The sequence below is a fragment of the Sphingobium sp. WTD-1 genome (genome assembly GCF_030128825.1).
Taxonomy (GTDB): Bacteria; Pseudomonadota; Alphaproteobacteria; order Sphingomonadales; family Sphingomonadaceae; genus Sphingobium.
In genome coordinates, this window is record NZ_CP119127.1 from 1,675,309 (window position 1) to 1,699,893 (window position 24,585).

Annotated in this window: 30 protein-coding genes and 1 riboswitch; of the genes, 9 read left to right on the forward strand and 21 right to left on the reverse strand. The window is 60.3% G+C overall.

Features of this window, described 5'->3' with window-relative positions:
- Positions 1 to 4 precede the first annotated feature (4 nt).
- Positions 5 to 89: riboswitch (glycine riboswitch) on the reverse strand.
- 154 nt (positions 90 to 243) lie between these two features.
- The 7 genes from N6H05_RS08255 to N6H05_RS08285 all read left to right on the forward strand — a co-directional run bounded on the left by N6H05_RS08255 (position 244) and on the right by N6H05_RS08285 (position 6,622).
- Complete coding sequence (locus N6H05_RS08255) at positions 244 to 954, forward strand: CoA transferase subunit A (RefSeq protein WP_155178465.1); 711 nt, start codon at positions 244 to 246, stop codon at positions 952 to 954.
- Positions 954 to 1,613, forward strand: coding sequence for a 3-oxoacid CoA-transferase subunit B (locus N6H05_RS08260; protein ID WP_155184414.1), 660 nt, complete (start codon positions 954 to 956; stop codon positions 1,611 to 1,613). Before N6H05_RS08255 ends, N6H05_RS08260 begins: the two co-directional genes overlap by 1 nt.
- Complete coding sequence (pcaH, locus tag N6H05_RS08265; protein ID WP_155178467.1) at positions 1,610 to 2,323, forward strand: protocatechuate 3,4-dioxygenase subunit beta; 714 nt, start codon at positions 1,610 to 1,612, stop codon at positions 2,321 to 2,323. The genes N6H05_RS08260 and pcaH overlap by 4 nt, the downstream gene beginning before the upstream one ends.
- Complete coding sequence (gene pcaG, locus N6H05_RS08270; protein ID WP_155178469.1) at positions 2,316 to 3,011, forward strand: protocatechuate 3,4-dioxygenase subunit alpha; 696 nt, start codon at positions 2,316 to 2,318, stop codon at positions 3,009 to 3,011. The genes pcaH and pcaG overlap by 8 nt, the downstream gene beginning before the upstream one ends.
- A gap of 38 nt (positions 3,012 to 3,049) precedes the next feature.
- Positions 3,050 to 4,141, forward strand: a complete 1,092-nt coding sequence (locus N6H05_RS08275; protein ID WP_230461244.1) for a lyase family protein — start codon at positions 3,050 to 3,052, stop codon at positions 4,139 to 4,141.
- Between the two features lie 72 nt (positions 4,142 to 4,213).
- Positions 4,214 to 5,326, forward strand: a complete 1,113-nt coding sequence (gene pcaDC / locus N6H05_RS08280) for a bifunctional 3-oxoadipate enol-lactonase/4-carboxymuconolactone decarboxylase PcaDC (RefSeq protein ID WP_230461245.1) — start codon at positions 4,214 to 4,216, stop codon at positions 5,324 to 5,326.
- A gap of 126 nt (positions 5,327 to 5,452) precedes the next feature.
- Positions 5,453 to 6,622, forward strand: coding sequence for an MFS transporter (locus tag N6H05_RS08285; protein WP_155178475.1), 1,170 nt, complete (start codon positions 5,453 to 5,455; stop codon positions 6,620 to 6,622).
- A gap of 184 nt (positions 6,623 to 6,806) precedes the next feature.
- Here N6H05_RS08285 and N6H05_RS08290 read toward each other — a convergent pair whose 3' ends face one another.
- Entirely contained in the window at positions 6,807 to 7,463 is a 657-nt protein-coding gene (locus N6H05_RS08290) for a haloacid dehalogenase type II (protein ID WP_230461246.1), read from the reverse strand.
- A 383-nt stretch (positions 7,464 to 7,846) separates the two neighbouring features.
- Between N6H05_RS08290 and N6H05_RS08295 the strand changes: the two genes are divergently transcribed.
- Positions 7,847 to 9,964, forward strand: a complete 2,118-nt coding sequence (locus N6H05_RS08295; protein ID WP_155184420.1) for a malate synthase G — start codon at positions 7,847 to 7,849, stop codon at positions 9,962 to 9,964.
- A 423-nt stretch (positions 9,965 to 10,387) separates the two neighbouring features.
- On the opposite strand, the gene N6H05_RS08300 is transcribed toward N6H05_RS08295, so the two are convergent.
- Both N6H05_RS08300 and N6H05_RS08305 read right to left on the reverse strand, forming a co-directional pair.
- Positions 10,388 to 12,265, reverse strand: a complete 1,878-nt coding sequence (locus tag N6H05_RS08300) for a response regulator receiver domain (protein WP_155178477.1) — start codon at positions 12,263 to 12,265, stop codon at positions 10,388 to 10,390.
- Entirely contained in the window at positions 12,255 to 15,209 is a 2,955-nt protein-coding gene (locus N6H05_RS08305; protein WP_174834962.1) for an ATP-binding protein, read from the reverse strand. The genes N6H05_RS08300 and N6H05_RS08305 overlap by 11 nt, the downstream gene beginning before the upstream one ends.
- Positions 15,210 to 15,282: 73 nt before the next feature.
- On the opposite strand from N6H05_RS08305, the gene N6H05_RS08310 reads away from it, so the two are divergent.
- Entirely contained in the window at positions 15,283 to 15,669 is a 387-nt protein-coding gene (locus N6H05_RS08310) for a very short patch repair endonuclease (RefSeq protein WP_230461331.1), read from the forward strand.
- Here the strand turns inward: N6H05_RS08310 and N6H05_RS08315 are convergent.
- From N6H05_RS08315 to N6H05_RS08400, 18 genes are all read right to left on the reverse strand, one after another.
- Positions 15,633 to 16,868 (reverse strand): DNA cytosine methyltransferase, encoded by a 1,236-nt coding sequence (locus tag N6H05_RS08315; RefSeq protein WP_155178483.1) that lies wholly within the window; start codon positions 16,866 to 16,868, stop codon positions 15,633 to 15,635. The two genes, N6H05_RS08310 and N6H05_RS08315, sit on opposite strands and share 37 nt — an antisense overlap.
- Entirely contained in the window at positions 16,865 to 17,068 is a 204-nt protein-coding gene (locus N6H05_RS08320; protein ID WP_155178486.1) for a MerR family transcriptional regulator, read from the reverse strand. The genes N6H05_RS08315 and N6H05_RS08320 overlap by 4 nt, the downstream gene beginning before the upstream one ends.
- A gap of 363 nt (positions 17,069 to 17,431) precedes the next feature.
- Complete coding sequence (locus N6H05_RS08325) at positions 17,432 to 18,526, reverse strand: tyrosine-type recombinase/integrase (RefSeq protein ID WP_284113429.1); 1,095 nt, start codon at positions 18,524 to 18,526, stop codon at positions 17,432 to 17,434.
- A 53-nt stretch (positions 18,527 to 18,579) separates the two neighbouring features.
- Positions 18,580 to 18,948: a hypothetical protein gene (locus tag N6H05_RS08330; RefSeq protein ID WP_284113430.1), complete on the reverse strand. Its 369-nt coding sequence runs from the start codon at positions 18,946 to 18,948 to the stop codon at positions 18,580 to 18,582.
- Complete coding sequence (locus N6H05_RS08335; protein WP_284113431.1) at positions 18,945 to 19,385, reverse strand: hypothetical protein; 441 nt, start codon at positions 19,383 to 19,385, stop codon at positions 18,945 to 18,947. Before N6H05_RS08335 ends, N6H05_RS08330 begins: the two co-directional genes overlap by 4 nt.
- Positions 19,382 to 19,741, reverse strand: coding sequence for a hypothetical protein (locus N6H05_RS08340; RefSeq protein WP_284113432.1), 360 nt, complete (start codon positions 19,739 to 19,741; stop codon positions 19,382 to 19,384). Before N6H05_RS08340 ends, N6H05_RS08335 begins: the two co-directional genes overlap by 4 nt.
- A gap of 88 nt (positions 19,742 to 19,829) precedes the next feature.
- A complete protein-coding gene (locus N6H05_RS08345) occupies positions 19,830 to 20,543 on the reverse strand; it encodes a hypothetical protein (RefSeq protein ID WP_284113433.1) in 714 nt (237 codons plus the stop codon).
- Complete coding sequence (locus N6H05_RS08350; protein ID WP_284113434.1) at positions 20,540 to 21,046, reverse strand: hypothetical protein; 507 nt, start codon at positions 21,044 to 21,046, stop codon at positions 20,540 to 20,542. The genes N6H05_RS08345 and N6H05_RS08350 overlap by 4 nt, the downstream gene beginning before the upstream one ends.
- A complete protein-coding gene (locus N6H05_RS08355; protein WP_284113435.1) occupies positions 21,036 to 21,299 on the reverse strand; it encodes a hypothetical protein in 264 nt (87 codons plus the stop codon). Before N6H05_RS08355 ends, N6H05_RS08350 begins: the two co-directional genes overlap by 11 nt.
- A gap of 202 nt (positions 21,300 to 21,501) precedes the next feature.
- Positions 21,502 to 21,801 carry a hypothetical protein gene (locus N6H05_RS08360; RefSeq protein ID WP_284113437.1) on the reverse strand — a complete coding sequence of 100 codons (300 nt, stop codon included), beginning with the start codon at positions 21,799 to 21,801 and terminating at the stop codon, positions 21,502 to 21,504.
- Positions 21,798 to 22,226, reverse strand: coding sequence for a hypothetical protein (locus N6H05_RS08365; RefSeq protein ID WP_284113438.1), 429 nt, complete (start codon positions 22,224 to 22,226; stop codon positions 21,798 to 21,800). Before N6H05_RS08365 ends, N6H05_RS08360 begins: the two co-directional genes overlap by 4 nt.
- Positions 22,227 to 22,240: 14 nt before the next feature.
- Positions 22,241 to 22,570 carry a hypothetical protein gene (locus N6H05_RS08370; RefSeq protein ID WP_284113439.1) on the reverse strand — a complete coding sequence of 110 codons (330 nt, stop codon included), beginning with the start codon at positions 22,568 to 22,570 and terminating at the stop codon, positions 22,241 to 22,243.
- Positions 22,567 to 22,785, reverse strand: a complete 219-nt coding sequence (locus N6H05_RS08375; protein ID WP_284113440.1) for a hypothetical protein — start codon at positions 22,783 to 22,785, stop codon at positions 22,567 to 22,569. The genes N6H05_RS08370 and N6H05_RS08375 overlap by 4 nt, the downstream gene beginning before the upstream one ends.
- Entirely contained in the window at positions 22,782 to 23,147 is a 366-nt protein-coding gene (locus tag N6H05_RS08380) for a hypothetical protein (protein WP_284113441.1), read from the reverse strand. Before N6H05_RS08380 ends, N6H05_RS08375 begins: the two co-directional genes overlap by 4 nt.
- Positions 23,144 to 23,479, reverse strand: coding sequence for a hypothetical protein (locus N6H05_RS08385; protein WP_284113442.1), 336 nt, complete (start codon positions 23,477 to 23,479; stop codon positions 23,144 to 23,146). Before N6H05_RS08385 ends, N6H05_RS08380 begins: the two co-directional genes overlap by 4 nt.
- Positions 23,480 to 23,482: 3 nt before the next feature.
- The gene (locus N6H05_RS08390; RefSeq protein WP_284113443.1) at positions 23,483 to 24,169 is read right to left on the reverse strand and encodes a hypothetical protein; all 687 of its coding nucleotides are present in this window, start codon (positions 24,167 to 24,169) and stop codon (positions 23,483 to 23,485) included.
- Position 24,170: 1 nt separating this feature from the next.
- Complete coding sequence (locus N6H05_RS08395; RefSeq protein WP_284113444.1) at positions 24,171 to 24,341, reverse strand: hypothetical protein; 171 nt, start codon at positions 24,339 to 24,341, stop codon at positions 24,171 to 24,173.
- Positions 24,334 to 24,585: a hypothetical protein gene (locus N6H05_RS08400; protein ID WP_284113445.1), complete on the reverse strand. Its 252-nt coding sequence runs from the start codon at positions 24,583 to 24,585 to the stop codon at positions 24,334 to 24,336. The genes N6H05_RS08395 and N6H05_RS08400 overlap by 8 nt, the downstream gene beginning before the upstream one ends.

Genomic DNA, 24,585 nt, shown 5'->3' on the forward strand with positions numbered 1-24,585 from the left:
ATCTTGATGCCCTGCGGTCCTTTTGCCTGAGAGTTTCCGGGGCGGTTGCTCCTTCGGCGCCGGCGAACGGTCTCTCCCGCAATGGCAAGTCTGGCCTGCCTGGAAATGTGCGCTCAAGTCAATTCGGACGACCGAGAATGACGAAACCGCAAACGTCCTTCACATATCGTCAAAAGCAGCAGCTCCATGCCGATGCGAAGGATAAGGTTCGAAGGAAAATTCCGAACAGTTCCGAGGCTTATAATGCTTTCAAAAATTCGAGGCAGCGCGTCCGAAGCGCTTGAGGGTTTGCTGTTCGACGGAATGTCGATCATGTCGGGTGGCTTTGGCCTTTGCGGAAACCCGGAGAACCTTATCGCGGAGCTTTATCGAAGCGGTACCCGAGGGCTTACAGTGATTTCGAACAACGCGGGCGCAGAAGGCTTTGGTCTGTGGCAGCTGCTGCAAAGCAGGCAGATCAGTCGCATGATCGCATCGTATATTGGCGACAATCGTCTTTTTGAGCGGCAGTTCCTGGATGGTGACATCGAACTTGAGCTGAATCCGCAAGGTACGTTAGCCGAGCGCATTCGCGCCGGCGGCGCCGGCATTGCGGCATTCTATACCCGGACCGGGGTAGGAACCGTCGTCGCGCAAGACAAGCCTGTCGAAACTTTCGACGGCGATGAATATATTCGAGAGCGCTGGCTGAAAGCTGATCTTTCGATAGTCAAGGCTTGGCGGTCTGATCCCGAAGGCAATCTGGTTTTTCGAAAGACAGCGCGGAATTTCAACCCGATCATGGCGACAGCCGGACGGGTGACGGTCGCCGAGGTCGAGGAGATCGTGCCAGCTGGCGCCATCGACCCGGATGAAGTGCATACGCCCGGCATTTACGTCGATCGGATTGTTCGAGCGACGGGCCTCGAGAAGAAGATCGAAAAGCTGACGATTCGCGCTCGGGAGCCTGCATGATGGCTTGGTCGCGCGATCAGATGGCAGCGCGCGCTGCTCGAGAACTCAAGGACGGATTTTACGTAAATCTCGGAATCGGCATCCCTACGCTGGTTGCCAACCATGTCCCCGAAAACGTGACCGTCACGCTGCAAAGCGAAAATGGCATGCTCGGAGTGGGCCCTTACCCGTTCGCTGATGAAGCTGATGCAGACTTGATCAATGCCGGCAAGGAGACAGTCACCACGCTGCCGACTTCGAGTTTTTTCTCGTCTGCCGACAGCTTCGCCATGATCAGGGGCGGGCACATCGACATGGCCATCCTGGGAGGCATGCAAGTCGCGTCGAATGGCGACCTCGCCAACTGGACCATTCCGGGCAAGATGGTGAAGGGGATCGGAGGAGCGATGGATCTGGTTGCAGGCGTCAAGCGGGTGGTGGTCGTCATGGATCATACGTCCAAGGATGGCGCGCCCAAGATCGTCCAGAAATGTACTCTGCCCCTGACCGGCAGGTCGGTGGTTGATCTGATCATTACGGACCTCGGGGTGATGGAGTTAGACCCGCAAGCCGGAGTGCTTGCGCTGCTCGACATGGCACCATCCGTCTGCGTCGAGGAAATCGCTTCCAAGACGAATGCCCCTCTCTTTCTGGGCAAGCTCCGGGAGAATTGCCTGTGACAACGGACATCGCATATGCGCCTGACGACGCGGGCTTGCCACCACTCCTCTACCCAGAGTATCGCTCGACCGGATTGCGTAGTCCGCGTCACCCCTTGGTCAACGCTCCGCAGACTTTGACTGAGGTGAGCGGCCCCAGCGGTTGCTGGAGCGCTCTTATGGGTCAAGCCGAGGTAGACCTAACGTCGCAACATGGATCTGCTCCCCATGGCCAGCGCATCCGCATCTCTGGCAGGGTGCTGGATGACAGTGGTCGTCCGGTACCAAACACCATCGTCGAAATCTGGCAGGCGAACGCGGCCGGGCGGTATATCCATCGCAACGATAATTGGGACGCGCCGCTCGATCCGAACTTCACCGGAGCTGGTCGGGTGATTACCGATGATCAGGGCTGGTATTCCTTCACGACCATCCGGCCCGGAGCTTACCCTTGGGGTAACCATCACAATGCATGGCGCCCGGCTCATATTCACCTGTCGTTGCTTGGCCCCGCCTTCGCCACTCGTCTCGTCACCCAAATCTACTTTCCTGACGATCCATTGATCGAGATCGATCCGATCGCGAATGCGGTTCCGATGCCGTATCGCAATCGCCTCATCTGCCGGTTTGATATCGACACGACCATCGCCAACTGGGCGCTCGGATACCGTTTTGACATCGTGCTGAAGGGGGCAATGCAGACGCCCTTCGAGGGTACTGCCAATGGATAACGACTTGGAAAAGCGTAAAGCGTCTGCGCGGTTCGATAACCAGGATCCTCGATTATTCGGTCAAACTCCTTGGCAGACTGTAGGCCCCTTCTTCCACTACGGTCTGCCTTGGAAAGGCGGCGCTGACTTGGTGGGACTGTCAGATCTGGGAGCCCGACCGGAGCTCTTCGCGGATGATCACTATGTTCTGAATCGCCCGACGCGAACGGGCGCTCCCAGAGGGGATGTGATAGACATTGCTGGCCAGATTCTCGACGGAAATGGCGACCCGATTTCAGACGCATTGGTAGAAAGTTGGCAAGCCAACGCGTCGGGAAGATATTCCGGAGGGGCGGATAAGCGAGCCGAAATTCCACTCGATCCGGAGTTCATAGGGTTCGGCCGATGCGCTACCGACGAATCCGGCGTGTATCGCTTCCGCACTGTTTTCCCGGGCCGCGTGCCCGGACCAGGCAATTCGCTCCAAGCTCCCCACATCGCGTTATCGATCTTCGCGAGAGGGGTGCTGCGAAGACTTTGCACACGCCTGTATTTCGACGGCGCAGAAGGCAACGACACAGATGCCATCCTCTCCCTTGTGCCATCGGACCGTCGATCGACGCTTGTTGCGCGCCAGCGCGATGATGGAGTCTGGTGGCTCGATATTCACATCCAAGGTGATGCAGAGACGGTCTTCTTTTCGCTGTGAGCAGGCTCCTTCACGATCGTTCAGCGACAACGCCGGCGATGCTGGCGGTCTATGACGACCGCTCGACCGTCAAACACGCCCTGGAATTTGAGGCTGCATTGGCGCAGGCTCAAGCCGCAGAAGCGATCATCGAGGAACGCGTCGCCGATGAGATCGGCGCCGTCTGCGCGTCGCTCGCCATCGACCCTCAAATCCTCGCCGACGAGGCTGCGTTCGCAGGTACGCTCGCGATACCGCTGATCGGCAGGATCCGTTCGGCGATGGCGCCAGAGACGGCGATGGCGGTCCACAAGGGCGCGACCAGTCAGGACCTGGCTGACACGGTGATGATGATGCAGGCGAGAGAAGCCTCCGCATTGCTGATCGACGATGCCGATCGTCTCGACCTTGCCCTGACAGCCTTGGCGGAAAACTATCGCCGCGTGCCTGCCGTAGGCAGGACGTTGATGCAGAATGCGATGCCAATATCTTTTGGACTGCGGATCGCCCAATGGCGTGCGGGGATCGCCGAGGCAGCGGCGCGCATGCGAGCCGACGCCGGCGCGTACATATGCGTTCAGCTTGGCGGGGCCTCGGGGACGCGGGCAGGCATGTCGGGCAGAGGCTCTGCGGTCGCGCGCCGGCTATCCAGCGCGTTGCAGCTGAAACCTGCGCCTCCTTGGCATAGCCGCAGAATCGCCGTGGCCGCGATCGGCACGAGCGTCGGCATCCTGGTTGGCACCGTTGGCAAAATGGCAAAGGATATCGCCTTGCTGTCGCAGGACCATATTCGGGAAGCTCTTGAGCCGGTCGTCCCGGGCCGTGGCGGGTCCTCTGCGATGCCGCACAAACGGAACCCGACAGGCTGCCAAGTCGCTCTATCCGCTGCGCATCGCGCGCCCGGACTGGTTGCCACATTGCTGGGGGGCCTTCCCCAGGAACAGGAGCGGGGGCTCGGTGGATGGCAGACAGAGGCTTCAATTCTGGCGGATCTCTTTTCCATCGCCGCCGGAGCAATAGGCTCGATGGTCGTTACGATCGAAGGCCTCCAAATCGATGGAGATGCCATAGCTTGCAATCTCGCGGCTTCCGCCTTGGGGAATGACATAGGCGAAAGCGAAGGCATCGTCCGCGAACTTCTAAACCTCTGACGAGGGATATCGATGCCGTTCACAAAGCATAACGGGGTCCGGTTATACTGGAAGGAGCAAGGCTCCGCAGAGTTGCCAGCCATCGTCCTGATAAACTCAATCGGTACCGACATGAGCTTGTGGGACAAGGCGCTTCCTCATCTCCTGCCGCATTATCGGCTTATACGCCTTGACAACCGTGGTCATGGCGCTTCGGACGCGCCGGGGGGCGACTACAGCCTTGATGTGCTCGGTTCAGACACCGTCGCGGTGATGGACGCAGCGAATGTAGAAAAGGCGATCATTGCTGGGATTTCTCTCGGCGGGATGATCGCCATGGATATGGCGATCAACCATCCTCGGAGAGTGGCAGGCCTTGCATTGATCTGTACCTCCGCCACGATGGACAAGGCGATTTGGACAGACAGGGTCGCAGCCGTCCGGTCCAACGGCACGGAAGCCATCGCAGATGCCGCGATAAATCGCTTCTTCTCGCCGAAGTTCATCGAGAACCGTGCCGCAGAGGTGAGCTCGGCGTGGCGGGCGCTCGTGAACAGCTCCGACACCGGATATGCCGGCTGTGCCGCAGCAATTCGCGACATGGATATCGCGGACCGTCTCGGCGCCATCGCCGTGCCAACGCTCGTCATCACCGGAGACGATGATATCTCCACACCGTTTCTTGGACATGGGGAATTCCTGGCAGCAAGCATTCCCGATGCAAAAGCGGTGCGCCTCAAGACCGGGCATCTTCCCGCTATCGAGGATCCAGCAGCATTGGCATCGGCAATCGTTCGATTCTTCGGCACCAAATCGACTGTGACATCCGCCAGAGACATCCTTTTCGAGGCCGGTCTGGTGACACGGCGCGCAATTCTTGGCGACGAATGGGTAGACAGATCGCTCGCCGGACGCACTTCTTTCAACGAAGACTTTCAGGCTATGATCACCCGTATCGCTTGGAACGAAATATGGAGTCGTCCCGGCCTTGACGAGCGGACGCGGCGATTGATCGTTGTAGCCACAACTGCGAGTCTCGGAAGATGGGAAGAATATGCCCTTCACGTGCGCGCGGGGCTGGCTCAAGGAGGGTTCACGCAGGACGAACTCAAAGAAGTGCTGATGCAAATCGCCATCTACGCAGGGGTCCCCGTCGCCAATACCGCATTTGGTGAAGCTACCAAGATCATTTCCGAGATCGTTTAGCCAGACGTATCGAGAACGATCTGTTCTCATGAACGAAGACGATCGAATAACATCTATCTCGTTTGGAAGAGGACTGACCGAAGCCCACGGGCTAACCCGCTCGGAAAAATCAGCGCGCTGGGAAACATGCAGAGAAACGATCGGAAGGACGCATTGAACTCCGGAAGGGAGGTGGCCGCTGGCGTAATCCTCTTCTGGTTTGGAACAATGGTTTATGGGATCCTGCCACTCTACATCGGCACGCAGGCGCCACGATTGGCCTTGTCCCCCAATATGGCAGGATATATCGGGACGGCTTACCTCTGTGGGTTTGTGGCGAGCACCGCTTCAGCCGTCTGGTGGATTCCACGGTTCGGAATCCGCAAACTGTCCGCTATCGCCGGTATGATATCGCTCGCCCTGATAGGCACGAGCGGGCTTATCACCGATGTTGCCGTTCTTTACCCCTCGCTTTTTGCAGCCGGCCTCGGCTCCGGCGTGATCTATGCTATCGCGTGCCGCATAATCGGAAGCTCTGGTGATCCGGACCGAAACTTCGGATTTGGGACTGGAGGCCAGGTCGCAACGGTGGCTATCGTCATGGCCACGGCGACAGCTTGGGCCATTCCTTCGGCGGGCATGCCAGGCCTGACTTTCCTGACCGCGATCGCCATGCTTCTCTTCTTGTCGTGCGTGCCTTTCCTGCCCGGCCGCATCACGCAGTCCTTCGACGAACCCGCCGCGCACAGGCATGACGGCAGCTTGGCCAGTATTCTAAGCCTGCTTGCCATGCTCTTCCTGTTCGGCGGTGGAACGAGCATCTGGATCTTTGCGCAGCAGATCGGAGTTTCGCACGGCAACTCCCTTTCGGCGACGGGGTATGTTCTTTCTTTTGCCCTCATTGCCAACGCCGCTGGATGCATCGCGGCGTCGTGGATCAGTCGCCGTCTAGGTCGAGGGCCGCTCCTGATCGTCGTTCAATTCTGCCTGAGCGCTTTTTGCTTGCTTCTGGCATATGGGCACGCAGGCCTCCCATATTTCGCGATCGCGATCTTTGGGTGGTCGTTCTTCTATGGATTTTCTGTCGTAATCGGGATGTCCCTGATCGCCGTGGTCGATCGATCGGGAAGGGCGATTACCGGCGCCGGCGCCGTGCAGTCTCTTGGCGCCGCAATCGGCCCTGCCGTCGGCGGCAATATCGTAGGCGGCGGATCATTTGAATCGCTTGGCATCCTGAGTGCGTCGGCCGTGATAGTGTCGTTGCTGCTCGGCCTCACGGCGCTTCAATCTCACCGTCGCCATGCGCAAGACCGGTGAGGGTAGGAACATTGGAAACGAGCCTGCCCCGCGAACTCCTATGGATCGGCCCGCTTGCGGATGGGGTGGGCTTCAGGATCGCGAGCCCGGTGGACCTGCGCCGAGACTGCACTGCAACGGAGCGGTCTGGGTTCTGGCCCATCGAAATAGCCAAGAGGGCAATAATTTCGTCAACGCTCGCGACTTAGTCGCTTAGAAGCTCGACAAGCGAGCCGATGACGCGCTTGGGAGCCGCGTCGAGATATTCGTCTGGCATGCCGCTGCGGTTAACCCAAATTGTGTAAAATCCGGCCTTGGTAGCTCCTGCGATATCCCAGCGGTTCGACGAAACAAAGGCGATCTCCGCACGATCCAGTGCCCACCGCGACGAGTAGACGGAATAAGCCAGCGGATGCGTCTTGAAATTTCCAACCGCATCAATTGAGAACGGTGCCTCGAGTATCTCGTCAAGGCCGGCGGCCACCGTCGCCGTCCGAAGCATTGTCGACGTGCCATTTGACAGAAACGCCAGCCGAGCGCCCTTGGCTTTGAGGTCTGTCAGGGCCTCCAGCGCCCCGTCGTGGGGTTCAAGTCGCAGATATGCATCCAGAAGCTCCTTGCGAATTGCCGGATCGACGGATCCGAATAAACGCAGGACATGGTCCAAGGCATCCTGCGTCAGCTGCCAGAAATTTTCGTAGTTGCCCATCAAGGTACGCACCCACGAATATTCCAGCTGCTTCGCGCGCCATAGATCTGAGAAGGCCTGGAAATCCGGGCCGATGGATTCGGAGTGGCGACGCACGGCTGCATGGACATCGAGGACAGTACCATATGCATCGAACAGATATGCCGGCTTCATGATCGCTCGCCCTATCTCGACTATGTTGAAGTGGAAATTCACGGATGACTCGATAATAACATCTAAGTGGTATCGAGGCGCCGTTGTCGAACATCCTATCACCGCGACGTATCGGGTAGCAACTGTAATAGTATGATATCGACAGGGAATTGCACAGGTGCAAATCAAAGATCGATTTTGTCAAAACTAATGCTCGATCACATAATATGATCCATCTCAATTTCCGTATTGAATGATATTCACATCAGAAAGCGCGAATTTTCGGTAATCGACAGATTCGCAGGCTTGGAAGATGTGGGCCAATGGCGAAGGCCGGTGCGCGGGCCGCTTCGTTGCATTTTCCCGAGTGCGCCTGTCCGAGAAATAGTGCGGAGACGGTATCGATGACAAAGGCTATGACTGAAATAGGTAGGCTGTCGGTCTCCGGCGCGCTTGTGGATTTCGTCGAACAAGAGGTTCTTCCCGGCACCGACATCAGCGCTTCGGTATTCTGGCGAGGACTGGAAGCGATCTATTCCGCTTTTGCGCAAGAGAACGCTCAGTTGCTTCGAGTGCGCGACCGTATCCAGGAGCAACTCGATGGCTGGTACGACGCTCGTGCAAGCGAGCCTATAGACCAGAAAGCCTATCTAAGCTTCCTTCGATCGATCGGATACCTGGTCGACGAGCCGGCGCCTTTCCTTGTTGGCGCTGACAATGTCGACGAAGAACTGTCCGCGATATCGGGTCCGCAGCTGGTTGTGCCGATCTTGAATGCGCGCTTTCTTCTCAACGCTGCGAACGCGCGCTGGGGCAGCTTGTACGACGCACTCTACGGGAGCGACGTCGTCGGTACGAAGGTCGAGGCCGGCGGTTATGACGCCAAGCGCGGCGAAAAAGTCGTCGATTGGGCCAAGCGCTTCCTCGACAGGGCGATACCGCTTGCAAATGGGAGTTGGCGGCGCTGGAAAGGCGGGGAATTGTCGTTGTCCGACCCGGCGTTGTTGGCGGGACGAAATGGCGACAATCTGCTCTTTCGGCATAATGGCCTCCATATCGAGGTCGTCATTGATCACGATCACCCCATCGGCCGGGATGACCCGGCAGGCATCGCCGACATTATTCTCGAATCTGCAGTGTCGACCATATGCGATCTTGAGGATTCGGTTGCCGCAATCGATGCGGCAGACAAGATCGCGGCCTATCGCAACTGGCTCGGTCTGATGAAGGGCACCCTCGAGGACAGCTTTCAGAAGAATGGCCGAATGGTCACCCGCCGCCTGAATCCCGATCGCGCATATACAGCGTCAGATGGAAGCACATTCGCTCTTTCCGGCCGCAGCCTTCTTCTTGTCCGCAATGTGGGTCACTTGATGACAACTCCAGCGGTGCGCCTGCCCGATGGCTCGGAGGCTCCCGAGGGCATATTGGACGGCGTCCTGACTGCGGTCATCGCCCTGCATGATCTGAAGGGTCGAAAGGGCAATAGCCGGCGAGGCTCGCTCTATATCGTGAAGCCGAAAATGCACGGACCCGATGAGGCCGCTTTTACCGATCGGCTCTTCGATGCGATAGAGGATATGCTCAGCCTCCCTCGCTATACGATCAAAGTCGGGATCATGGACGAGGAGCGCCGTACGTCCGCCAATCTTGCTGCCTGCATCTACGCTGTGAGGAACCGGATCGTTTTCATAAATACGGGATTTCTCGATCGTACGGGCGACGAGATTCATACTTCGATGCTCGCTGGGCCGATGGTTCGGAAAAGCGAGATGAAGGCGGCCGATTGGATCGGCGCTTATGAAGATCGCAACGTCCAGATCGGACTAGCGTGCGGGCTCGGGGGCCGAGCACAGATCGGCAAGGGCATGTGGGCCGCCCCTGACATGATGGCGGATATGATTGCGCAGAAGATCGCGCACCCCCAGGCCGGCGCCAGCACGGCGTGGGTTCCGTCGCCTACCGCCGCAACGCTGCACGCCACCCATTATCATGCAGTCAATGTCTCAGTCCGCCAGGCGGAGCGACGCGGTGAACCGGTGGCGCCCCTAGAGCGGTTGCTAGCCCTGCCCTTGGCGGGGGGGCGAAACTGGCAAGAGGACGAGTTGCGAGAGGAGCTTGATAACAATACCCAAGGCATTCTCGGTTACGTCGTCCGATGGATTGACCAAGGTGTTGGCTGTTCGAAGGTCCCTGATATTCACGACGTTGGCCTGATGGAGGATAGGGCGACGCTCCGGATATCCTCGCAGCATATCGCAAACTGGCTGCTGCACGGCGTCGTCAGCGCCGACGACGTTGAAAACTCGCTTCGCCGGATGGCCGTAAAGGTGGACAGGCAGAATGCCGGTGATCGGATATATCTGCCGTTGATCAGCGGTGAAAAAGTAAGCTTGGCATTCGAAGCTGCGCGTTCGTTGATATTCGAGGGACGGGTGCAGCCCAACGGCTACACCGAGCCACTGCTTCATTCATACCGTGCTCGATACAAGCAGCAGCAGGCGGGAGGTTCCCCCGCATAATGCGTGCCGCAGGCACCCTCAGTGTTTCCGCCGTCGATCCCTGCGTTCCGCAGCACCTACCGCGCCGTATCCTCGCCGATTTGCGCGATGACGTGACCGGCTCCTCAATGACAGCATCGTCAAATTCGAGGTGATTGCTGAAGGCGCCCGACTTTCCGACATGCGCTTCGGTGTATTCCTCCAGCCCGGGTCAGTAAATGCCAAGTCTGAATGGATCTGCACTCCCTTAAGGGCAATCGACGCATGGCGCGCACTACGTCGTGCGCTGACTCGTTTGCGCTACCCTCGGTACTCAATAGCGTAGCCACGGCAGTGTATGACGGCAGGAAGTTCGAGTCCGTTTCGTGAGATGGCTGGATCGCGCCTCGTCTTGGTTGTTTGGAGCGCGACTCCTCGGCCCCAAAAAGCTGCCGCGCGCCAGCGTCAGGGATCGACGTAGTCGACGCCGATGCGGGATTGATGCTGCCCCGCCGCCATCAGGAAGCGTGTCGCGAACGCACTCCTTAACTGTGCAACAATTTCGAGGACAAAAGGCGCGTCTGCTTGCGCCGCCTCGCCCGGAAGTTCGGGCAGAGCTTCGATGTCCAACGCATTTGCATTTTCCCCGACCGGAGCGGGGATCTCCTGCGCTGGTGCTGCAGCCTCGGGGGCGGCTGCGGCTGGGAATCCCTGCGCCGCGGAGGCAGCGCGAAGGCCAGCCTCAGTAGCGAACCAACCGCTGGTGGTTGCACGCCCGCCGTCGCGGCTTACCCTCGTGCCGCCGGGAAGGACGAGCATCGTCAATGCCGGCTGCCGTCCCTTCTTGTCGAGCGCACGCAAGATCGTGATCTCACGCGTGCTTCCGACCACGACAAATTCCCCAGGCGTGAACCTTTCGGGCGGTGCCCCGGTCTTCTCCAGCTTGATTAGCTGGACGACGATCGGCCCGTCCTCGCGCGGGACGAGGTCACATGCCGGTGACGCGCACAGCCAAAAGGCGTCATCCGCGTCCCGCAGGACGGTTCCCGTCGTAACGTGACCGCCCCTGAAGGCATCCGATACCATGAAGGCATTTACGGCCGGCACGACCTTCTGCTGCCAATCGATGCTTCGATCCGCCGCGATATGTGCCAGCTCGCGGGCACGGATACGTCGGGCGCTCTCGCCGGCCGGCGCCGTGCCAAGCGTCGTGGAAAGCCGGGCGCTGAGAAGATCGTTGGCGGTCCTGGATATACCGTCGTGGGTCGCAAGCCGCCGCCTGATGATGTCTACGAAGCGGTCGATCAGACTTTGTGCCGAGCCCTCGATATCCGACGGCGACAATACTCCGCTTGCGGCCTCGTCGCTCTCCAAGAGATAAAGTCCGAGCCCGAGTGACAGGTCATCGTCCAGCCAGTTCTCGTGATGCGCGACGGCCTCCAACTCCAGCGCATTCTGGATTTCGGACAGAATCAGGCGGTAAATGTTCGGCTTCCACGCACGCAGCGCCGAACCCAGCCGCCCCCAAACGTATTCTCCCTCGTCCTCCTCGGAACTCGATGGCAGCTTCTGGACGATCGCTACGAAGCAGCTTCCGCAATGCACCCACATAGGCTGGTCGGGCCCGATGTTCAGACCGAGAGGAAGCTCACTTGCATCAGGCTCATAGTCGTCAACGAGGGTCGCGATCCATTGCCGGGCAACATAATCAGCCAAACTCTTGAGGTTGGAGAGATGGATTCCGGCGGTCTGCATGGACTGGCGCAGGTCGTTGTTCCAGCCGATCTTGCCGTCGGTCAAATAGTCACGCAGCCCCGGTGCGTCGATTTCATAAAAGCGCTCCTCTGCAAGGATATCCTCGGCCGCTTCGAGAATTTCCGGAGACGGCGCCGTGTCGTCCTGAACCGGGGCAAGCCCGCGCATTGCGGTCGCCACAGTCAGCGCCGTGTTGGCGTTAGCCTCGGCGGTATACAGCACCACCAGATTGAAGTGCGACGACACCGCGAGATGGCGCAGAATCTTGAGCGCCGTCTTCGATCCGGCTGCACCGAGCTGGTAATCAAGGAGAATTAGGTCGCTCTTTCGCGCCTTATCGAGAAGATGCACGTCCATGTCGTCCGGGACGCGCCAGTTCTGGATATCGCAGATGAGACCCTTGGCGTGCATGAAGCCATATATGTGCTTTGCGCGCGCGATCTCGCTGAACTCTTCGTCAGTGGCATCGCTCATCCGGAGATAGTCCGGAAACTGATCATCGATCAGGACGGCGGTGCGGATTGCGTCGTCGCGAAAGCTCCTTTCGACCGCATCGGCAAAGCGCGCCTCGAACGCTTCAAGCTCCACCTTCCAGCCCCCTCATCTCAATTATGAAGTTTGCGCCGGGCAGAATGTGCGGATCTTCCTCGGTCGCGTAACGGATCGCATGGCGGCCAGCCTCAAGGTTCACCCGGGACAGATACAGTCCGACGCCGCGACCGGAAGAGCGGCGCGTGTAGAACAGCTGAAAAAGACGCCAGACGTCATCCCGGTCGATACCGGGGCCGGTGTCACCGACAACGATCTTGCCATCGACAAAATCGAAGCGGATCACTCGCTCTTCCGACCGTCCGACCCAATAAACGGCGTTGTTCACGAGGTTGATGAACACCGGGTAGATGCGTGATTTGAGTTCGGTGAAGCGGATCGAGTCGAAAGCTGGCGTACTCTCAAGCCGGATGCCCCCGTCCGTGAAGACCGGCCCGAAGAAATCGCGGACATAATCAACGATAGCCTTGCCGGTGATCGTCTCTCGCAACCGGGCGCCGGCCAGTTGGAGAGGTGAGAGGAAGCGTAGCTTTTCGGTGAGTGACCGATGCGCGTCCATCGCCCGGGTGAAGGCCAGCGTCTTCTTGGCCGTGTCCGGCAGCTTCTCCAAGTTACGGCTCACCTCACTGTCGAGCGCTTCAAGCTCATGTCCGATGATCTCGACCGTGATTCCGAGCTGTGCGACCGCGTTCAGGTCACGAACCCGGCGATCGAGTTCTTCCCGATCCTCGTCAATCGTGGCGAGCGCCATCTCCGCGTCCACGCCTTCGATTATGGTCCGGATATTACGGACAATCGGCCGGTACCGGTCGTTGAATTCGTCTTCCAGCTCGCGCCGCACCGTTTCCAACAGGCCGAGAAGATCGTTCAGATCGGTGTCTTGCGACAGCTTGCGCAACAGGGGAGTCGTCGCTCGCTCGTATCGCGTCCGGTCGTCCTCAAGATTGGATGTCCAATTGGATGTGATCGCCTTGATACCCTCACGGATGTCACCTTGGAACCCCGAGAGAAGTTCGTTCAGTGCTTTCTCGTGCCGATCCCTGGCGGCTGCAGCGACCTCACGAGGCGAAGACGCACCGACCGTGGCCTCCATCTCGCGGAGCGCTTGGTCGGACAGCAGGATAAGATCGCTGGCTTCATCCAGTTCGTCCCTGAACGTTCGGTAGCGCGATTCAGCGTCGCCCAACGTGTTCGGGACGTCGAGAGGCGTCAGCGCGGCTAATTCCGCGCGAGCCAACTCGACCTCGGCGCGCATCATCGCGACCGTGTCCTTCGAAGCCGGCTGTTTCACATCTTCCAATCGTGAAGAGATGCTCTTCGCTCGCTCAGCCAATTGCGGCATGCGTTTGATCGCGTCGGCGAGGTAAGTCCTGAATTCGCCCCGCCGACGTTTACGCGCCTGCTCGGCCGCCTTGCGACCCTTGATGTTTCGCTTCTTGGTCTCCGCGATGCGCTCTTCGCGTTCCGGAGAGTCTGTTCCGAAATAATCTCTGGCCAGTTTGATGAGCAGGGCCTGGACGAGGAGACGAAGCTCGCGGCTCGCTCGGTTCTCGACCAGGCCTTCGCGGCCAGCCTTGTCCTTTAGCGCGGGATTTCCGGCGCGCGTGAAGGCAAGTCGTCCGAAACTCCGTCGGTGGGCCCAAAAGTAGCGTCCAGCGTGCTTCTGGCGAGTTTCTTCCAGTGAAAAGAAGTCGGCGTCGGCTGAGCCGTATGGCATCACGCGCAAGCCGTCGCGATACACCCGAACCCCACCGTACCGGTCGACGAGTTCCATTAGATCCTGATGCCGCTTGGCATTGTGCGTTGAGGCCATCGCGACCTGCTCGAACGTACCGATCGCAAATGCAAAGGGACCCGGCCGATCCGATCTTGCCGGGGGCAACGACCGCGGGGGCGGAATGATGCGTTCGCCTAAATCCTCACCGAACGCCCGGATTTTGCCGCGGAAAACTCCGGCCTCGTCGAAGGCGCCCTCGACGCTATGTTCAAGTTCTCGGAAATCGGAGAGATCGAACACATCCGAGGAAGCAAGGATACGACGCGGAACATCTCCATGATAGGCGAGAACCTCATAATCGAACACGACCGGCGCAGCCGACAGCGTGTCGGTGAAGCCGGTCAAAATATCCTTGAGCCTTTGCTTGACCTCCTTCGCTTCATCGTCGTCCGGCGCGGAGCCAAGCCAGACCGACAGTTCATGGTGGGCACCAAGTAGATACAGTGCGGTACCATGTGAGGCCAAATCCGCGAAGACGGGCCACTCTTCGAGGTGTCGGGCGGAAATCGGCATCTCCGACCAGAAGTCGATCATGGCCTCTGCGGTCGATCGTGCACCCGCCGCCTGTTCGGCGGCGGTGTAACGCTGCCAATCGGGTGACAGGATCAAGTCGCCTGTGGCAGATCTCTCCCCGAGATTGTCGAGTATCGCCGTTGCCATCGCCCGCAGCCCAACGGCCACTTCGCCGCGCTTGCCGAATGTACGTACAGGCAATGTGATCTGATCAAGTGACAGGAACGGGTTTTCGAAAAGGCGCCAATCGACCAGAACCGCCGAAATCGGACCATCTGCCTGTTGTGACAAAACAAGAGTCGCCGGCGCGAGAAAAGCGGCCGACAGACGTCCGATTCCTTTTTCGCCCTGCCGCTCGCGTGCGGAGCCGGTGAAATCGGCCGGTGGCGCCGGCGGTGGGCCATCAATCTTTGATTCGGTACCGATGACGAGCCACTTCTCGACGAAATCCTGCGCCGACATGCCGATACCGTCGTCGAAGACTGCGGCAACGGCCGGGTCACCGTCGAAGATATTGAGCGATACCTGTGTCGCGTAGGCATCCCACGCATTCTTCCAAAGCTCGCTGACCGCCGTCGGAGCGTCGGCGATCTGACCGCGCCCGAGATGATCGATCGTTCGCGCACGCGTTCGGAAGGAAACGTTCTCCGCAGCCCGTTCCAGCGACCGGCCGGTTTGATCCGTATCGGTCATGGTTTGTGGGGCCACCCGTTGCTATAACCGCAGCATGGCGGACCATATGACACCGGAACAGCGTTCGCGCGCAATGTCACGCGTCGGCGGCAAGGATACGGCGCCCGAATTATATGTTCGACGCGCGTTGCATGCCGTCGGGCTCCGCTTTCGCCTTCATCGTCGCGACCTTCCCGGAAAGCCCGATATGGTCCTCCCGCGGCATCGCACCGTCGTCTTGGTCCATGGATGCTTTTGGCATGGCCATGACTGCCCGCGAGGTGCTCGGCCTCAATCAAACCAGGAGTTTTGGGCGGCGAAGCTCGATCGCAACATCGACCGCGATCACAGCACGCGAATACGCCTGGAAGCGCTCGGTTGGCACGTCGAAACAGTATGGGAATGTGCGCTCGACCTTGGAGTGGAGCGGATAGTGCGCCGACTTCAGCCATCGGCCGACACAAGGGCGTCAGAGAGATAACGCGAAAAATATTCGGCCAGCCTGGGCGGCACTGCGTTGCCGATCATGCGCGCGACCGGTTCGATCATGTCGGTTGGATAGAAGACATAGTCCTGCGGGAAAGACTGGAGGATTGCGGCTTCCCTCAGCGAAATTCCGCGCACCTGACTCGTGTCAAAATGGCCGAAGCGTCCATTCGAGATGCTATGGCATTTCGTCGTAATCGTGGGAGACGGTCGATCCGGGTCCATTCGCGTATAGACATCGGTAAAGCAACGCACCTTGAGCTTCGCGTTCACCTTCCGGTGGCACGCCAGCGAGAGGTCGCCGTGAGGGGTGTTGTCGAGATAGACATTTGACTCGCCGGGTTTAGCCGAAGCCAGACGCTTCAAGTTGAGGTCGCTCAGAGTCCGGGTCTTGTGGTTCGGGATTGTTGCGTGCTGCGCCCCGGCGGGAAGCGACGGCAGATGACCGATTGCCGAACGGACCGATCGGACCGCAGCCGCCGTGTCCTCGAGAGGGACCACCAGATCACCGTCGTGGCCCGGCTCCAGAAACTCCGGCCGCGCCAGCTCCCGTGGAGCAGCAATGAGGATCGAACGACGGCGAAACTGCGGAACGCCGAAATCGGACGTGCAGACGACATTCGAGCCGGTCGCATAACCAAGCTTCCTGAGCTGACTACGAAAATCGTTCCAGACGCCACCATATTTCGGATCGCCGATGCCTTGGACGTTTTCCGACAGGATCATCTCCGGGCGAAACCGCGCAACAAATTTTGCCGCTTCACGCAGCAGATTGCTATCGCGTTCGCGACCTTCCTTCCGGGCGTTGCTGAGTTCCTTGCGGGAAAGCTTTGTGAAGGGCTGGCATGGCGCGCAGATCGCGAACATGAGAGGCGCACCGGGTGCTTCCGCCCTATATTTCTCGATCAGCTTCTCAAGATCGTCGAACAGTTCTGCCTGCTCGCCATCCGGATAGGCATCGGTTGCGGGGAAGATATCCCGCCTGATGAACCGCGGGGTCGAGAAATCAATGGTCGTATTGGGATTGTTCTCGACATAGGTCTGCCGGCAGCGATTGTCCTTATCGACACCGGCGATGACGTAGCCCCCAGCATCGATCAGACCGCGCGTGGTCCCGCCCGCACCGCAGAAAAAATCGACCGCCAAGAACGCGGGCCGCTGCCGACGCGCGGCGCTCATGGACGGTGCGGTCATGAGTTTTTCGTCGGCTTCGTGGACGCGGCAAGTGTCCGAATTGCGGTTACCTCGGCGGGTGAGAATATCCGCCAACCATTCCGGTCGCGCCGCTGCGCATCCTTAACTTTGCCGTCTTTAATCCACCGAAGAAGGGTCGGTTTCGAGATGCCGGCCGCCGCCGCCGTCTCGGCAATGTGTAGATCGCCAGTTTCGCTCATGCCGCCCTCCCGACTGCCTTCAACTATACTCAACCATGGTCAACGTCAACACGACGTTAAGTTCCGGTTGTGAGTCAGGTTGTGGCCGAGTGTAGGGCTCCGGGCCTTGACGGTCCTTTGAGAGCCGATCAACCTAGCCACGACGGTCTGCCCAAAATGATGAATTTCGGCTTGCGGGGGGCAACGATCTGTCGGGTTCTCGTCCTTTTTGTTCATCTTTTCATGCGGAAAGTAGCGCCGAACAGCATGTAGCGGCGGCCTATTTCGCTGTTTGGCGGCTTATGACGGTTCTAGCGTAGTAGTAGCGGCGATTCATACTCATCGCTTTCGTCCTGCTTGGGGCACCAGAATATCCCTTTGAAATCAGGACTTCTTCGTTGAACGGCTCGCTTTTGCTGAGCCGATAGAGATGATTTTGGGATCACTGTGGGATCGCAGATGGGCGTTGGTATGGCGCCCGACTTCTGCCCAGAATGATTCGACCCCCGCTATGAAATCCTCCAGATAATCGGGCCTTAGGTGCCGATAGTGCTTCTTGTTGGTGCCGTCCCCGGAGTGCCCGGCGGCGGTATCGATCTGCGCTTCAGGAACGCCGCGGCGGTGCATCTCGGTCGAGCAGGTGTGCCGCAGCGTGTTCGGCGATCCCAGCCCGATCAGCTTCGGTCGCGGCTTTGTTTCGCCCAGCCGCTTGCGTGGTGTGAGCCAGATCGGTTCGCCCTGATCATCGGTATCGACCGCGCTGATGCCAGCCGCCAGCAGGCACTTCTCGAACGACTTCTTGACGCTGCCAGCGGGCAGCATCTGATATTCGATCCGGCCCGTTGTGGCGTTCCGCTTCGGCTTTTTCCACTGGATCACCTTTCCTTCGGGAAGGTCCGCGAGCCATGGTGCAAGCGTCGGCGCGATTGGGACGATGGAGCGGCGCTTCTTGGTTTGTGCCCGGCCCGGCGCGTTGAAGTAGATCAGATTGTCCTGGATCTGGTCCGTGGTCAGTTCGAGGATCGCCTCCAGCCGTCCGTGCGTGCTGAGCGCTATCATGGCCAGCAGCGCCACATGTTCGCGGTCAGGCTCGGAGCGGGCGGCATCGAGCAGCGCCGCCACCTGCTGCGGGCTGTAGACCAGCGTCTTCCCCTCCGGCTTGCCCTTGATGTTAGGCACGAATGGGGCGCTTTCAATCCTCTCCTCTTTCCACGCCCAGTTGAGCGGCTGGCGAAGCGCGGCGATGTCGCGGCTGATCGTGTGTGCGCTGGCACCTTCCGATTGCCGCAGAGTTATGAACCGCTCGACCAGCGCCTTCTTGACGTCGGCAACCGTCGGCGCGCCAGTGAGGCGACCGGCCTGGCGCTCAGCCTTGAAGAAGCGCAGCCAATGCGCGATCGAGTTGGCGTAGCGCGTAGGGTCGGAGAGATGCTTTTCCGCATGCTCGACCAGCCAGTCGGCCATGATCGCTTCGACCATGGCGACATGCTTTGGTTCCTGTGTCGGCTGGCGCCACGCCTCATAGTGCGCGACTAGGGCGTCTTGCGCCGCCTGTGGCGGCCGATCCGATTCACCGCCTCCAATGCCCGTTGACTTGCGGCATGTCCTACGGCTTCCCGTTCCTCCGCCGTCATCATACCAACATATTCGCCAGTCGTCGCGGTCGGCCCGATACCAGAGCCAGAACGGCCCGAGCTGGGTTCGACCGGGCGCGGCGGCTTTCCGTCGTGCTCCTGCCATGCTGAAATCAGTTCCTTCTTCCTGTCATCGAGGAGCAGGGAATATGCCTCGGACGCGATGAGAGCGCGAACAAGATCGTGGTTAAGATGGGCGCGTGTCCCATTTCGGGCCGCGCGCTCAAGGGCGTCAGTGATTGCGGTGAAGGGGCCGCATGTCGTCATGTCCGAGCCTCCTTCGCGCTCGACCGCCAGTCGCGCTGCCTGCGCGGCGGGATTGTCTTGATGGTCGCGGCATACTCCGCGAACAGGATGATGAGGGCGCGGACCGTGCCGTCGGTCAATTCCCCCGTGATGCAGGCGGTCGACACACCCAGCACGAAAATCAGCCACCAGATGAAGCGCCAGAAGCCGAACGATGCCGTCGGTATATCTGGCGTCACTGTCGCGGCAATGAACGTGACAAGCACCCAAGACCAGAGGATGGCGACAAAGCCCCAGCTCTCGCCCTGGGCGAAATAGGTCGCATGGCATGCCGCGAAGAACCACAGCGCCCGGTGCATCGCATATTGCGTCTGCCGGGTGAGCTGGCAGGCAAGGATGATCGGCGGGTGGAACAGCGTCCTGCCCAGCCAAGCGTCGAGACGGGAGAGGATGGTCATACCGGCTCCCCCAAATCCCAAAGCGGTTCCAGTTTAGCAGCCTCGCAGGTCGCGGGCGTCAGCGCGCAAAGCTGAAAGACGGGATGCGACCGGCCCATGATGCCCAGCCGGATCGCACCGCCGGCATTCAACGCTGCCAGATCCTCCGGCGTCGGCTGGTAGACCGAATACATGAAGTTCATGCCCGAGAGCGTGTCGATCGCGTCGGCAACGAATATCGTGCCGACCGAGCCATCAAGCTCCGCGTTCCAGTTCTTGGGCGCGCCGATCGGGCGCGCGCCGGGGAAGTTGCAGGCCTTCATCGCCGGATCCTCGAAATTCGATCCGCCAGACCAGAAAGGCAGATACATATCCACGTGGAGCTTATGTATACCGCCTGCTCGGCCCCGCTGGTTCGGGTTGCAGCATATGCCAGTAGCAGCGAAGCGATGACTGACCGGATCATCAGATTGCCTCCGGTGCATCAGGCAGATGCGCAAACCGCGCCGTGTCGTCCGGCGTGGCGGTCCTGACCCGCTGAACGCGGAAGATGCCGCCCGCCAGGGGGAAGCCTTCGGGCACCTGAAAGCGCACCGTCATGCTTGGGCAGTGGGCGTCGTAGGCCATGCATTCGAAGCTGGGTTCACCTTCCGGCACTGTCTGGGTCCGGAGGCATAGCAAGTCGCTCACGGCTTGCGGCCGATGCTCGCACCGGGATATGTCTTCTCGGATCGCCACCTCACCAGCCTCGATCATATATTCCATGATGTCGCGCTCAGCATCGACATAGCCGGCTGAATAGGAAGCATGGGCCTTGGCTCCCATATCGTATGCCTGGTGAAAGATGCTGGTGAAGCGCACATCATCCTCGCTGGTGCCAAGCATCTCCGCCAGCCCTTTGACGTCCAGCGGTTTGGCAGCGGCCCGAAGCGCTTCTACCGCCTCCTTCGCCACGGCGGCCAGCGCGTCGAACAGCTTGGCCTCATTGTCGATGCAAGCGGTCATGCAGGCGGTGACCTCGCCCAGTTCGCCAGCCTCTCGATCGTCCTCGCTGGCACCTATAGCGGTTTGCATTTCTGCCAGCTTCGTCATGCCGGGCACCATGTGGCGCCCGATTGGCTTGCCGGTGATGTCGCAAGCGGCTTCCAGCCGGGTGGCGATAGCGAGAAGGTCCGTCATTGCAGCGTCCTCGCAGGCTTCAACGGCACGACATTGCTGGGGAGCGGTCGGACGATGATCGACAGGTTGAACTGTGCTTGCCATTTCGTCGCACGGCCTTCGGCCTGCTCCAGTGTGACGTAGTGCCAGATCTCACGATACTCATCGATCGAACCATCCGGCTTTTCTATGTAAGCCTCCCAGCGATAGGGCGCATCCCATGGCTCGCCGTTGCGAGTCCAGCCCTCACCGGTAATTTGCTGCAAGACGATGCTGCCTTCGATCGGCGCCCATCCCGTAGGCTCGGGCTGGGGGTCGGGCAGCGGCACCCATTCAACAGGCTGCTGCTCGTTATAGTCGTTGGCATCTATCCAGCCGCTATCGCCCCATGTCAGGATCATCCACGGCTGACGCCAGGACTTGTCCGGCTCGACAGGGACATGACCCAATATCCAGCCGCCATCTTTTGGCGCGGTGTCGATCGGCTGCGGCTTGGGGGCGCTGGGCACAGTATTATCGGGCATAATCTTCCTCGATCAAACAGGGGTAATCAGGGCGGCCGGTCTGGCAGGACAGGCAGTCGCAGGGCGGCTTCGTACGAATTTCGTCCGATACCTTTGGGAGCGCGTACGAATTTCGTCCGCAGTCGACCGCCCGAGTTTTCGGGCCGTTCAGCGCCATCGCGATCCTGCCCAGCCTGACGCCGTGACGGGGATCGGGCTGGCCGATCGTCCGCGAACCGTCGGGATGGTGGTAGACGGGGATTTCAACGATCATCGCCCGCCTCCAAGCCGCAAAGCACGGCGCTCCAGAATGCCGGCCACCCTGCGAAACCCGCCCGCACGGGCGCGGCGCTCCCGGTTGATCTTTGCGGGGACCGTGCGATTAGCCGTGTCGGATTCCTCCGCAGCCAGGCGGCGCAGAAGGTCTACAGCTTCGAGCAGGCCGAGGCGGCGGGTGTCCCAATGAGCGCAATCCATCACGCTTCACCTTCGGAGCCGGGCGACCGGGGAGACGGAAGCCGCCCGGCTCCACCAACCGCCTGGGGGACAGCGGCTGGATCGATGGTTGCGGGATCGAGTTTCGCCCGCAGAACCTCCTGAAAAACGATCATGACCTGGCCAGGGCTGGCCTGCGCCTGCGCTTCGGCCTCGGTCGCGGCTTCATCCAGCGTCTGGTAACGCGCTCGGGGTAGCGTCACGCCCGGGCGGACTGTGCGGCCCTTGCGCGCCACCATGAAGGTGAAGCTGCTGGGCACGGTGAGGCGAACGCCGGTCATGCGCCGTCTGCCTTGTCGAGGGCGAGACGAAGAACGGTGCCGGCGTCATCCAGCAGCGTGCAACAGGCGCCGTGTTCAACGGGGTCGGCGGTGCCGCGGAATGCGAAGACGCCGATATGGTGGATGCCGATCAGCATCGCATAGGCGCTGCGGATTGCCTCATTCTGCGCTGCCAGCTCACTCGTCAGGCACTTGATCGTGCGGATATCCTCAGGCGATCGTGGGCCGCGACCGATATGCAGTCCTGCGGTTTCGCTGAAGCTCTTGAAGGCGGCATTGATAGCGAAGGCGGCGTCCATCTTGTCGCGCGTCGTCGCGCCGGCCCGGGCGCAGACGATGTTGTGCTCTGCGATGGCGCTCAGATAGCCCTCATAGGCCGTCGTCTCTTCGGCGGTATAATCCCGCTTGGTGTCGGTGGAAGTCATGGGACCATGCTCCTTCAGGCGGCAATCGGCCGGGGAGGATTGGGGAAAAGGCGGCGGACCTTGTCGCGGTCCGGTTCGGGAGTGGGCTTGGGCGCCGGCTCCTCGTCGGGATCATCATCCGGGTCGTCGCTGCCCCAGATCGGTTGCCACTCAGCGCAGCAGCGCGTGGCATGCGTCGTCGGCTGGAGCGACACCGGGCCTTCGTTGATGATGCAGATCATCGGCGCGAAGTTCTCGCAAGCACCCACGTCCTCGTAGCTTTCGTCACGGGCGGCCATGGTCATGTCGGTGCTGGCGCCGGCCCGCCAATAGATGCAGGTCGAGCAATTGCGGACGTCGGTCATATCGAAATCCTTGGCTGAAACTCGCCGCAGCGATGATCCTGATGGATGGCGGGGAAGTCGAAGGAGCCGCCTTCGTCGGTGGTGTCCTGCGCCCAGCGCGGCGGGTATCGCCGGCACAGGCCGACGCCGTCGGCGCGCTTGGCATGACCAGGGGACATGCTGCTGGGGTTCACTCCGCCCTGGAGGAAGTGGACGCAGCGGAGGCAGGTGCTCATGGCGACACGCCCTCCAGCAGGCCGGGCGCCGCCTTGAGCAGCCTGACGCCGTGCGAAAGGCCGGCATCCATCACGCGGGTTGCCTCGTTCAGAATCTCCCGCACGTTGCAGCCGGGCAGGCTATCGCCGCCCTCGCATCCGCTCGCGATCAGCTTGGTCAGGCAATCGTCCATATGCCGCGCCGGCAGCGCCATCATCGCATGGATGACGTCGAGCCTATGGTTGACCGCAGCGTCGCGATCCTCGTCCGAACAATCCTCTGGGAGGGCCTCCAGCGCATCGTCGGCCTGTTCGAGGTCGAGATTGATGAGCGTCCACAGGCGGTCTAGCGGATGCGGCTGCTTGATGATGATCGAGGTCACGGCCGCGCCTCCATCGCTTCGAGGCTAACGATGGCCGACCAGATCGCTTCGTTGATCGTGTCGTCTGCCATGAGGCGTTCCGCCATGTCCGGCACGACGGCGCCGAGCGCCGCGGCTTCGAGCCAAGGACTGGTCGCGTTCAAATACAGCGCGTAACGCAGCTTCTTGGCCACGGCCGCCGGATCATCGCTGATGCCGATCGACAAGAGGTTCTCATCGGCGCGCGACTGTTCGGTGGACGGACGATCGCCGCGAGTTTCCCATGCGCCGGCCGCAAAGCGATCCCAGGCAGCGATGATAGCCTGGGCGGGTTCTGTGATCTGTTCGGCCATGGCTCAGGCCTCCCCGAACACGCGGCGGAGGTCCGCCAGCATCTGGTCGTGGTCGATGTCGATATCCCGAGATTTCAGGAATTCGATCTTGGCAATGAGATCGGCCGGGGTGGCGGCAGCGAAGTTGTAGACGGCCTTGAAGGCGGCATGCGACGCGTCTTGGAGCCGCTTCTCTTCTCGAGCGATCTCGGGTGAGATTAGTTGCGCTGGGTAGACCTTGGGCTGGTCGAACTCAGCCTTGACCCGATCTTGCTCATCCATCCGCTTGTTGATCAGGCTGACCATCTCGCGGCAGCAGGACACATAGTCGCTCAACTCCGTGAGTAGAGCGCCCCCAATGGCGTGCCCGATGTCGAGCCTGTTGGCGGTCGTCATATGCACGAGGTTGCCATCGGCCGTCTCGTAGGCCAGCGACGTCGTGTAGTGAGGGACCGCGTCCAGTCTGCGCTGCAACTCCTCGTCGCCTTGGCGAGCCGTCGCCTTGGCGGCATCCCATGCCGGCTCATATATCGCGTCGTAATAAGCGTCATAGGCTGCGCTGGCGGCATCCATCTGGGCGACAGCATCCTGCCATTGCGGGCTTACCGCCATCGGGAGGCAGGCGAATGTGGGCGCTGCGCATGCGGCGGCCGGAGCGGCAAGTGCGGGCGCGGCGATGGCCGCAGCAAGGATTTCACGGCGAGTGGCCATGTTACTTCTCCTTCGGGAAGCGGGTGAAAGCGATGAAAATCTGGAAGCCGAACCATTCGAACTGGAACCGCCAGCCGTCGCCGCCGTGCTCGGTTTCGAGCGACGTGCCGCCCCAGTAGCCCCAGTCATACCAAGGCTCGATCGCGGCGATGATCTGGCGAAGGCTACGCATTGGGATCGGCCGCCGCCAACTCTCCGGCTACCGTGATTAAGCCGCCGATGATCTCAAGGACATCGGCATGGACACGGGGCATCAGGTCCGAAAACTCGGTCGATTTCGATCCCGCCATACCGGCGCGCTGGAACTGGTCTTCCGCCAGCCATGCGGCAGACATGAACGAAATGAGCGTCTTCGCGTAGAAGAGTGGGCCGCTGGGCTCATCGCCGAACGCGGTGGTGGTTGCGGGGGCGCCCAT

Bases quoted from the DNA above. Each gene is read 5' to 3' on its own strand.
- N6H05_RS08255 (WP_155178465.1), top strand. From the start codon at position 244: ATGCTTTCAAAAATTCGAGGCAGCGCGTCCGAAGCGCTTGAGGGTTTG.
- N6H05_RS08260 (WP_155184414.1), top strand. From the start codon at position 954: ATGGCTTGGTCGCGCGATCAGATGGCAGCGCGCGCTGCTCGAGAACTC.
- pcaG (WP_155178469.1), top strand. From the start codon at position 2,316: ATGGATAACGACTTGGAAAAGCGTAAAGCGTCTGCGCGGTTCGATAAC.
- N6H05_RS08275 (WP_230461244.1), top strand. From the start codon at position 3,050: ATGCTGGCGGTCTATGACGACCGCTCGACCGTCAAACACGCCCTGGAA.
- N6H05_RS08285 (WP_155178475.1), top strand. From the start codon at position 5,453: ATGCAGAGAAACGATCGGAAGGACGCATTGAACTCCGGAAGGGAGGTG.
- N6H05_RS08290 (WP_230461246.1), bottom strand. From the start codon at position 7,463: ATGAAGCCGGCATATCTGTTCGATGCATATGGTACTGTCCTCGATGTC.
- N6H05_RS08295 (WP_155184420.1), top strand. From the start codon at position 7,847: ATGACAAAGGCTATGACTGAAATAGGTAGGCTGTCGGTCTCCGGCGCG.
- N6H05_RS08305 (WP_174834962.1), bottom strand. From the start codon at position 15,209: ATGACCGATACGGATCAAACCGGCCGGTCGCTGGAACGGGCTGCGGAG.
- N6H05_RS08310 (WP_230461331.1), top strand. From the start codon at position 15,283: ATGTCACGCGTCGGCGGCAAGGATACGGCGCCCGAATTATATGTTCGA.
- N6H05_RS08315 (WP_155178483.1), bottom strand. From the start codon at position 16,868: ATGACCGCACCGTCCATGAGCGCCGCGCGTCGGCAGCGGCCCGCGTTC.
- N6H05_RS08320 (WP_155178486.1), bottom strand. From the start codon at position 17,068: ATGAGCGAAACTGGCGATCTACACATTGCCGAGACGGCGGCGGCGGCC.
- N6H05_RS08325 (WP_284113429.1), bottom strand. From the start codon at position 18,526: ATGGTCGAAGCGATCATGGCCGACTGGCTGGTCGAGCATGCGGAAAAG.
- N6H05_RS08330 (WP_284113430.1), bottom strand. From the start codon at position 18,948: ATGACGACATGCGGCCCCTTCACCGCAATCACTGACGCCCTTGAGCGC.
- N6H05_RS08335 (WP_284113431.1), bottom strand. From the start codon at position 19,385: ATGACCATCCTCTCCCGTCTCGACGCTTGGCTGGGCAGGACGCTGTTC.
- N6H05_RS08345 (WP_284113433.1), bottom strand. From the start codon at position 20,543: ATGACGGACCTTCTCGCTATCGCCACCCGGCTGGAAGCCGCTTGCGAC.
- N6H05_RS08350 (WP_284113434.1), bottom strand. From the start codon at position 21,046: ATGCCCGATAATACTGTGCCCAGCGCCCCCAAGCCGCAGCCGATCGAC.
- N6H05_RS08355 (WP_284113435.1), bottom strand. From the start codon at position 21,299: ATGATCGTTGAAATCCCCGTCTACCACCATCCCGACGGTTCGCGGACG.
- N6H05_RS08360 (WP_284113437.1), bottom strand. From the start codon at position 21,801: ATGACCGGCGTTCGCCTCACCGTGCCCAGCAGCTTCACCTTCATGGTG.
- N6H05_RS08365 (WP_284113438.1), bottom strand. From the start codon at position 22,226: ATGACTTCCACCGACACCAAGCGGGATTATACCGCCGAAGAGACGACG.
- N6H05_RS08370 (WP_284113439.1), bottom strand. From the start codon at position 22,570: ATGACCGACGTCCGCAATTGCTCGACCTGCATCTATTGGCGGGCCGGC.
- N6H05_RS08375 (WP_284113440.1), bottom strand. From the start codon at position 22,785: ATGAGCACCTGCCTCCGCTGCGTCCACTTCCTCCAGGGCGGAGTGAAC.
- N6H05_RS08385 (WP_284113442.1), bottom strand. From the start codon at position 23,479: ATGGCCGAACAGATCACAGAACCCGCCCAGGCTATCATCGCTGCCTGG.
- N6H05_RS08390 (WP_284113443.1), bottom strand. From the start codon at position 24,169: ATGGCCACTCGCCGTGAAATCCTTGCTGCGGCCATCGCCGCGCCCGCA.
- N6H05_RS08395 (WP_284113444.1), bottom strand. From the start codon at position 24,341: ATGCGTAGCCTTCGCCAGATCATCGCCGCGATCGAGCCTTGGTATGAC.
- N6H05_RS08400 (WP_284113445.1), bottom strand. From the start codon at position 24,585: ATGGGCGCCCCCGCAACCACCACCGCGTTCGGCGATGAGCCCAGCGGC.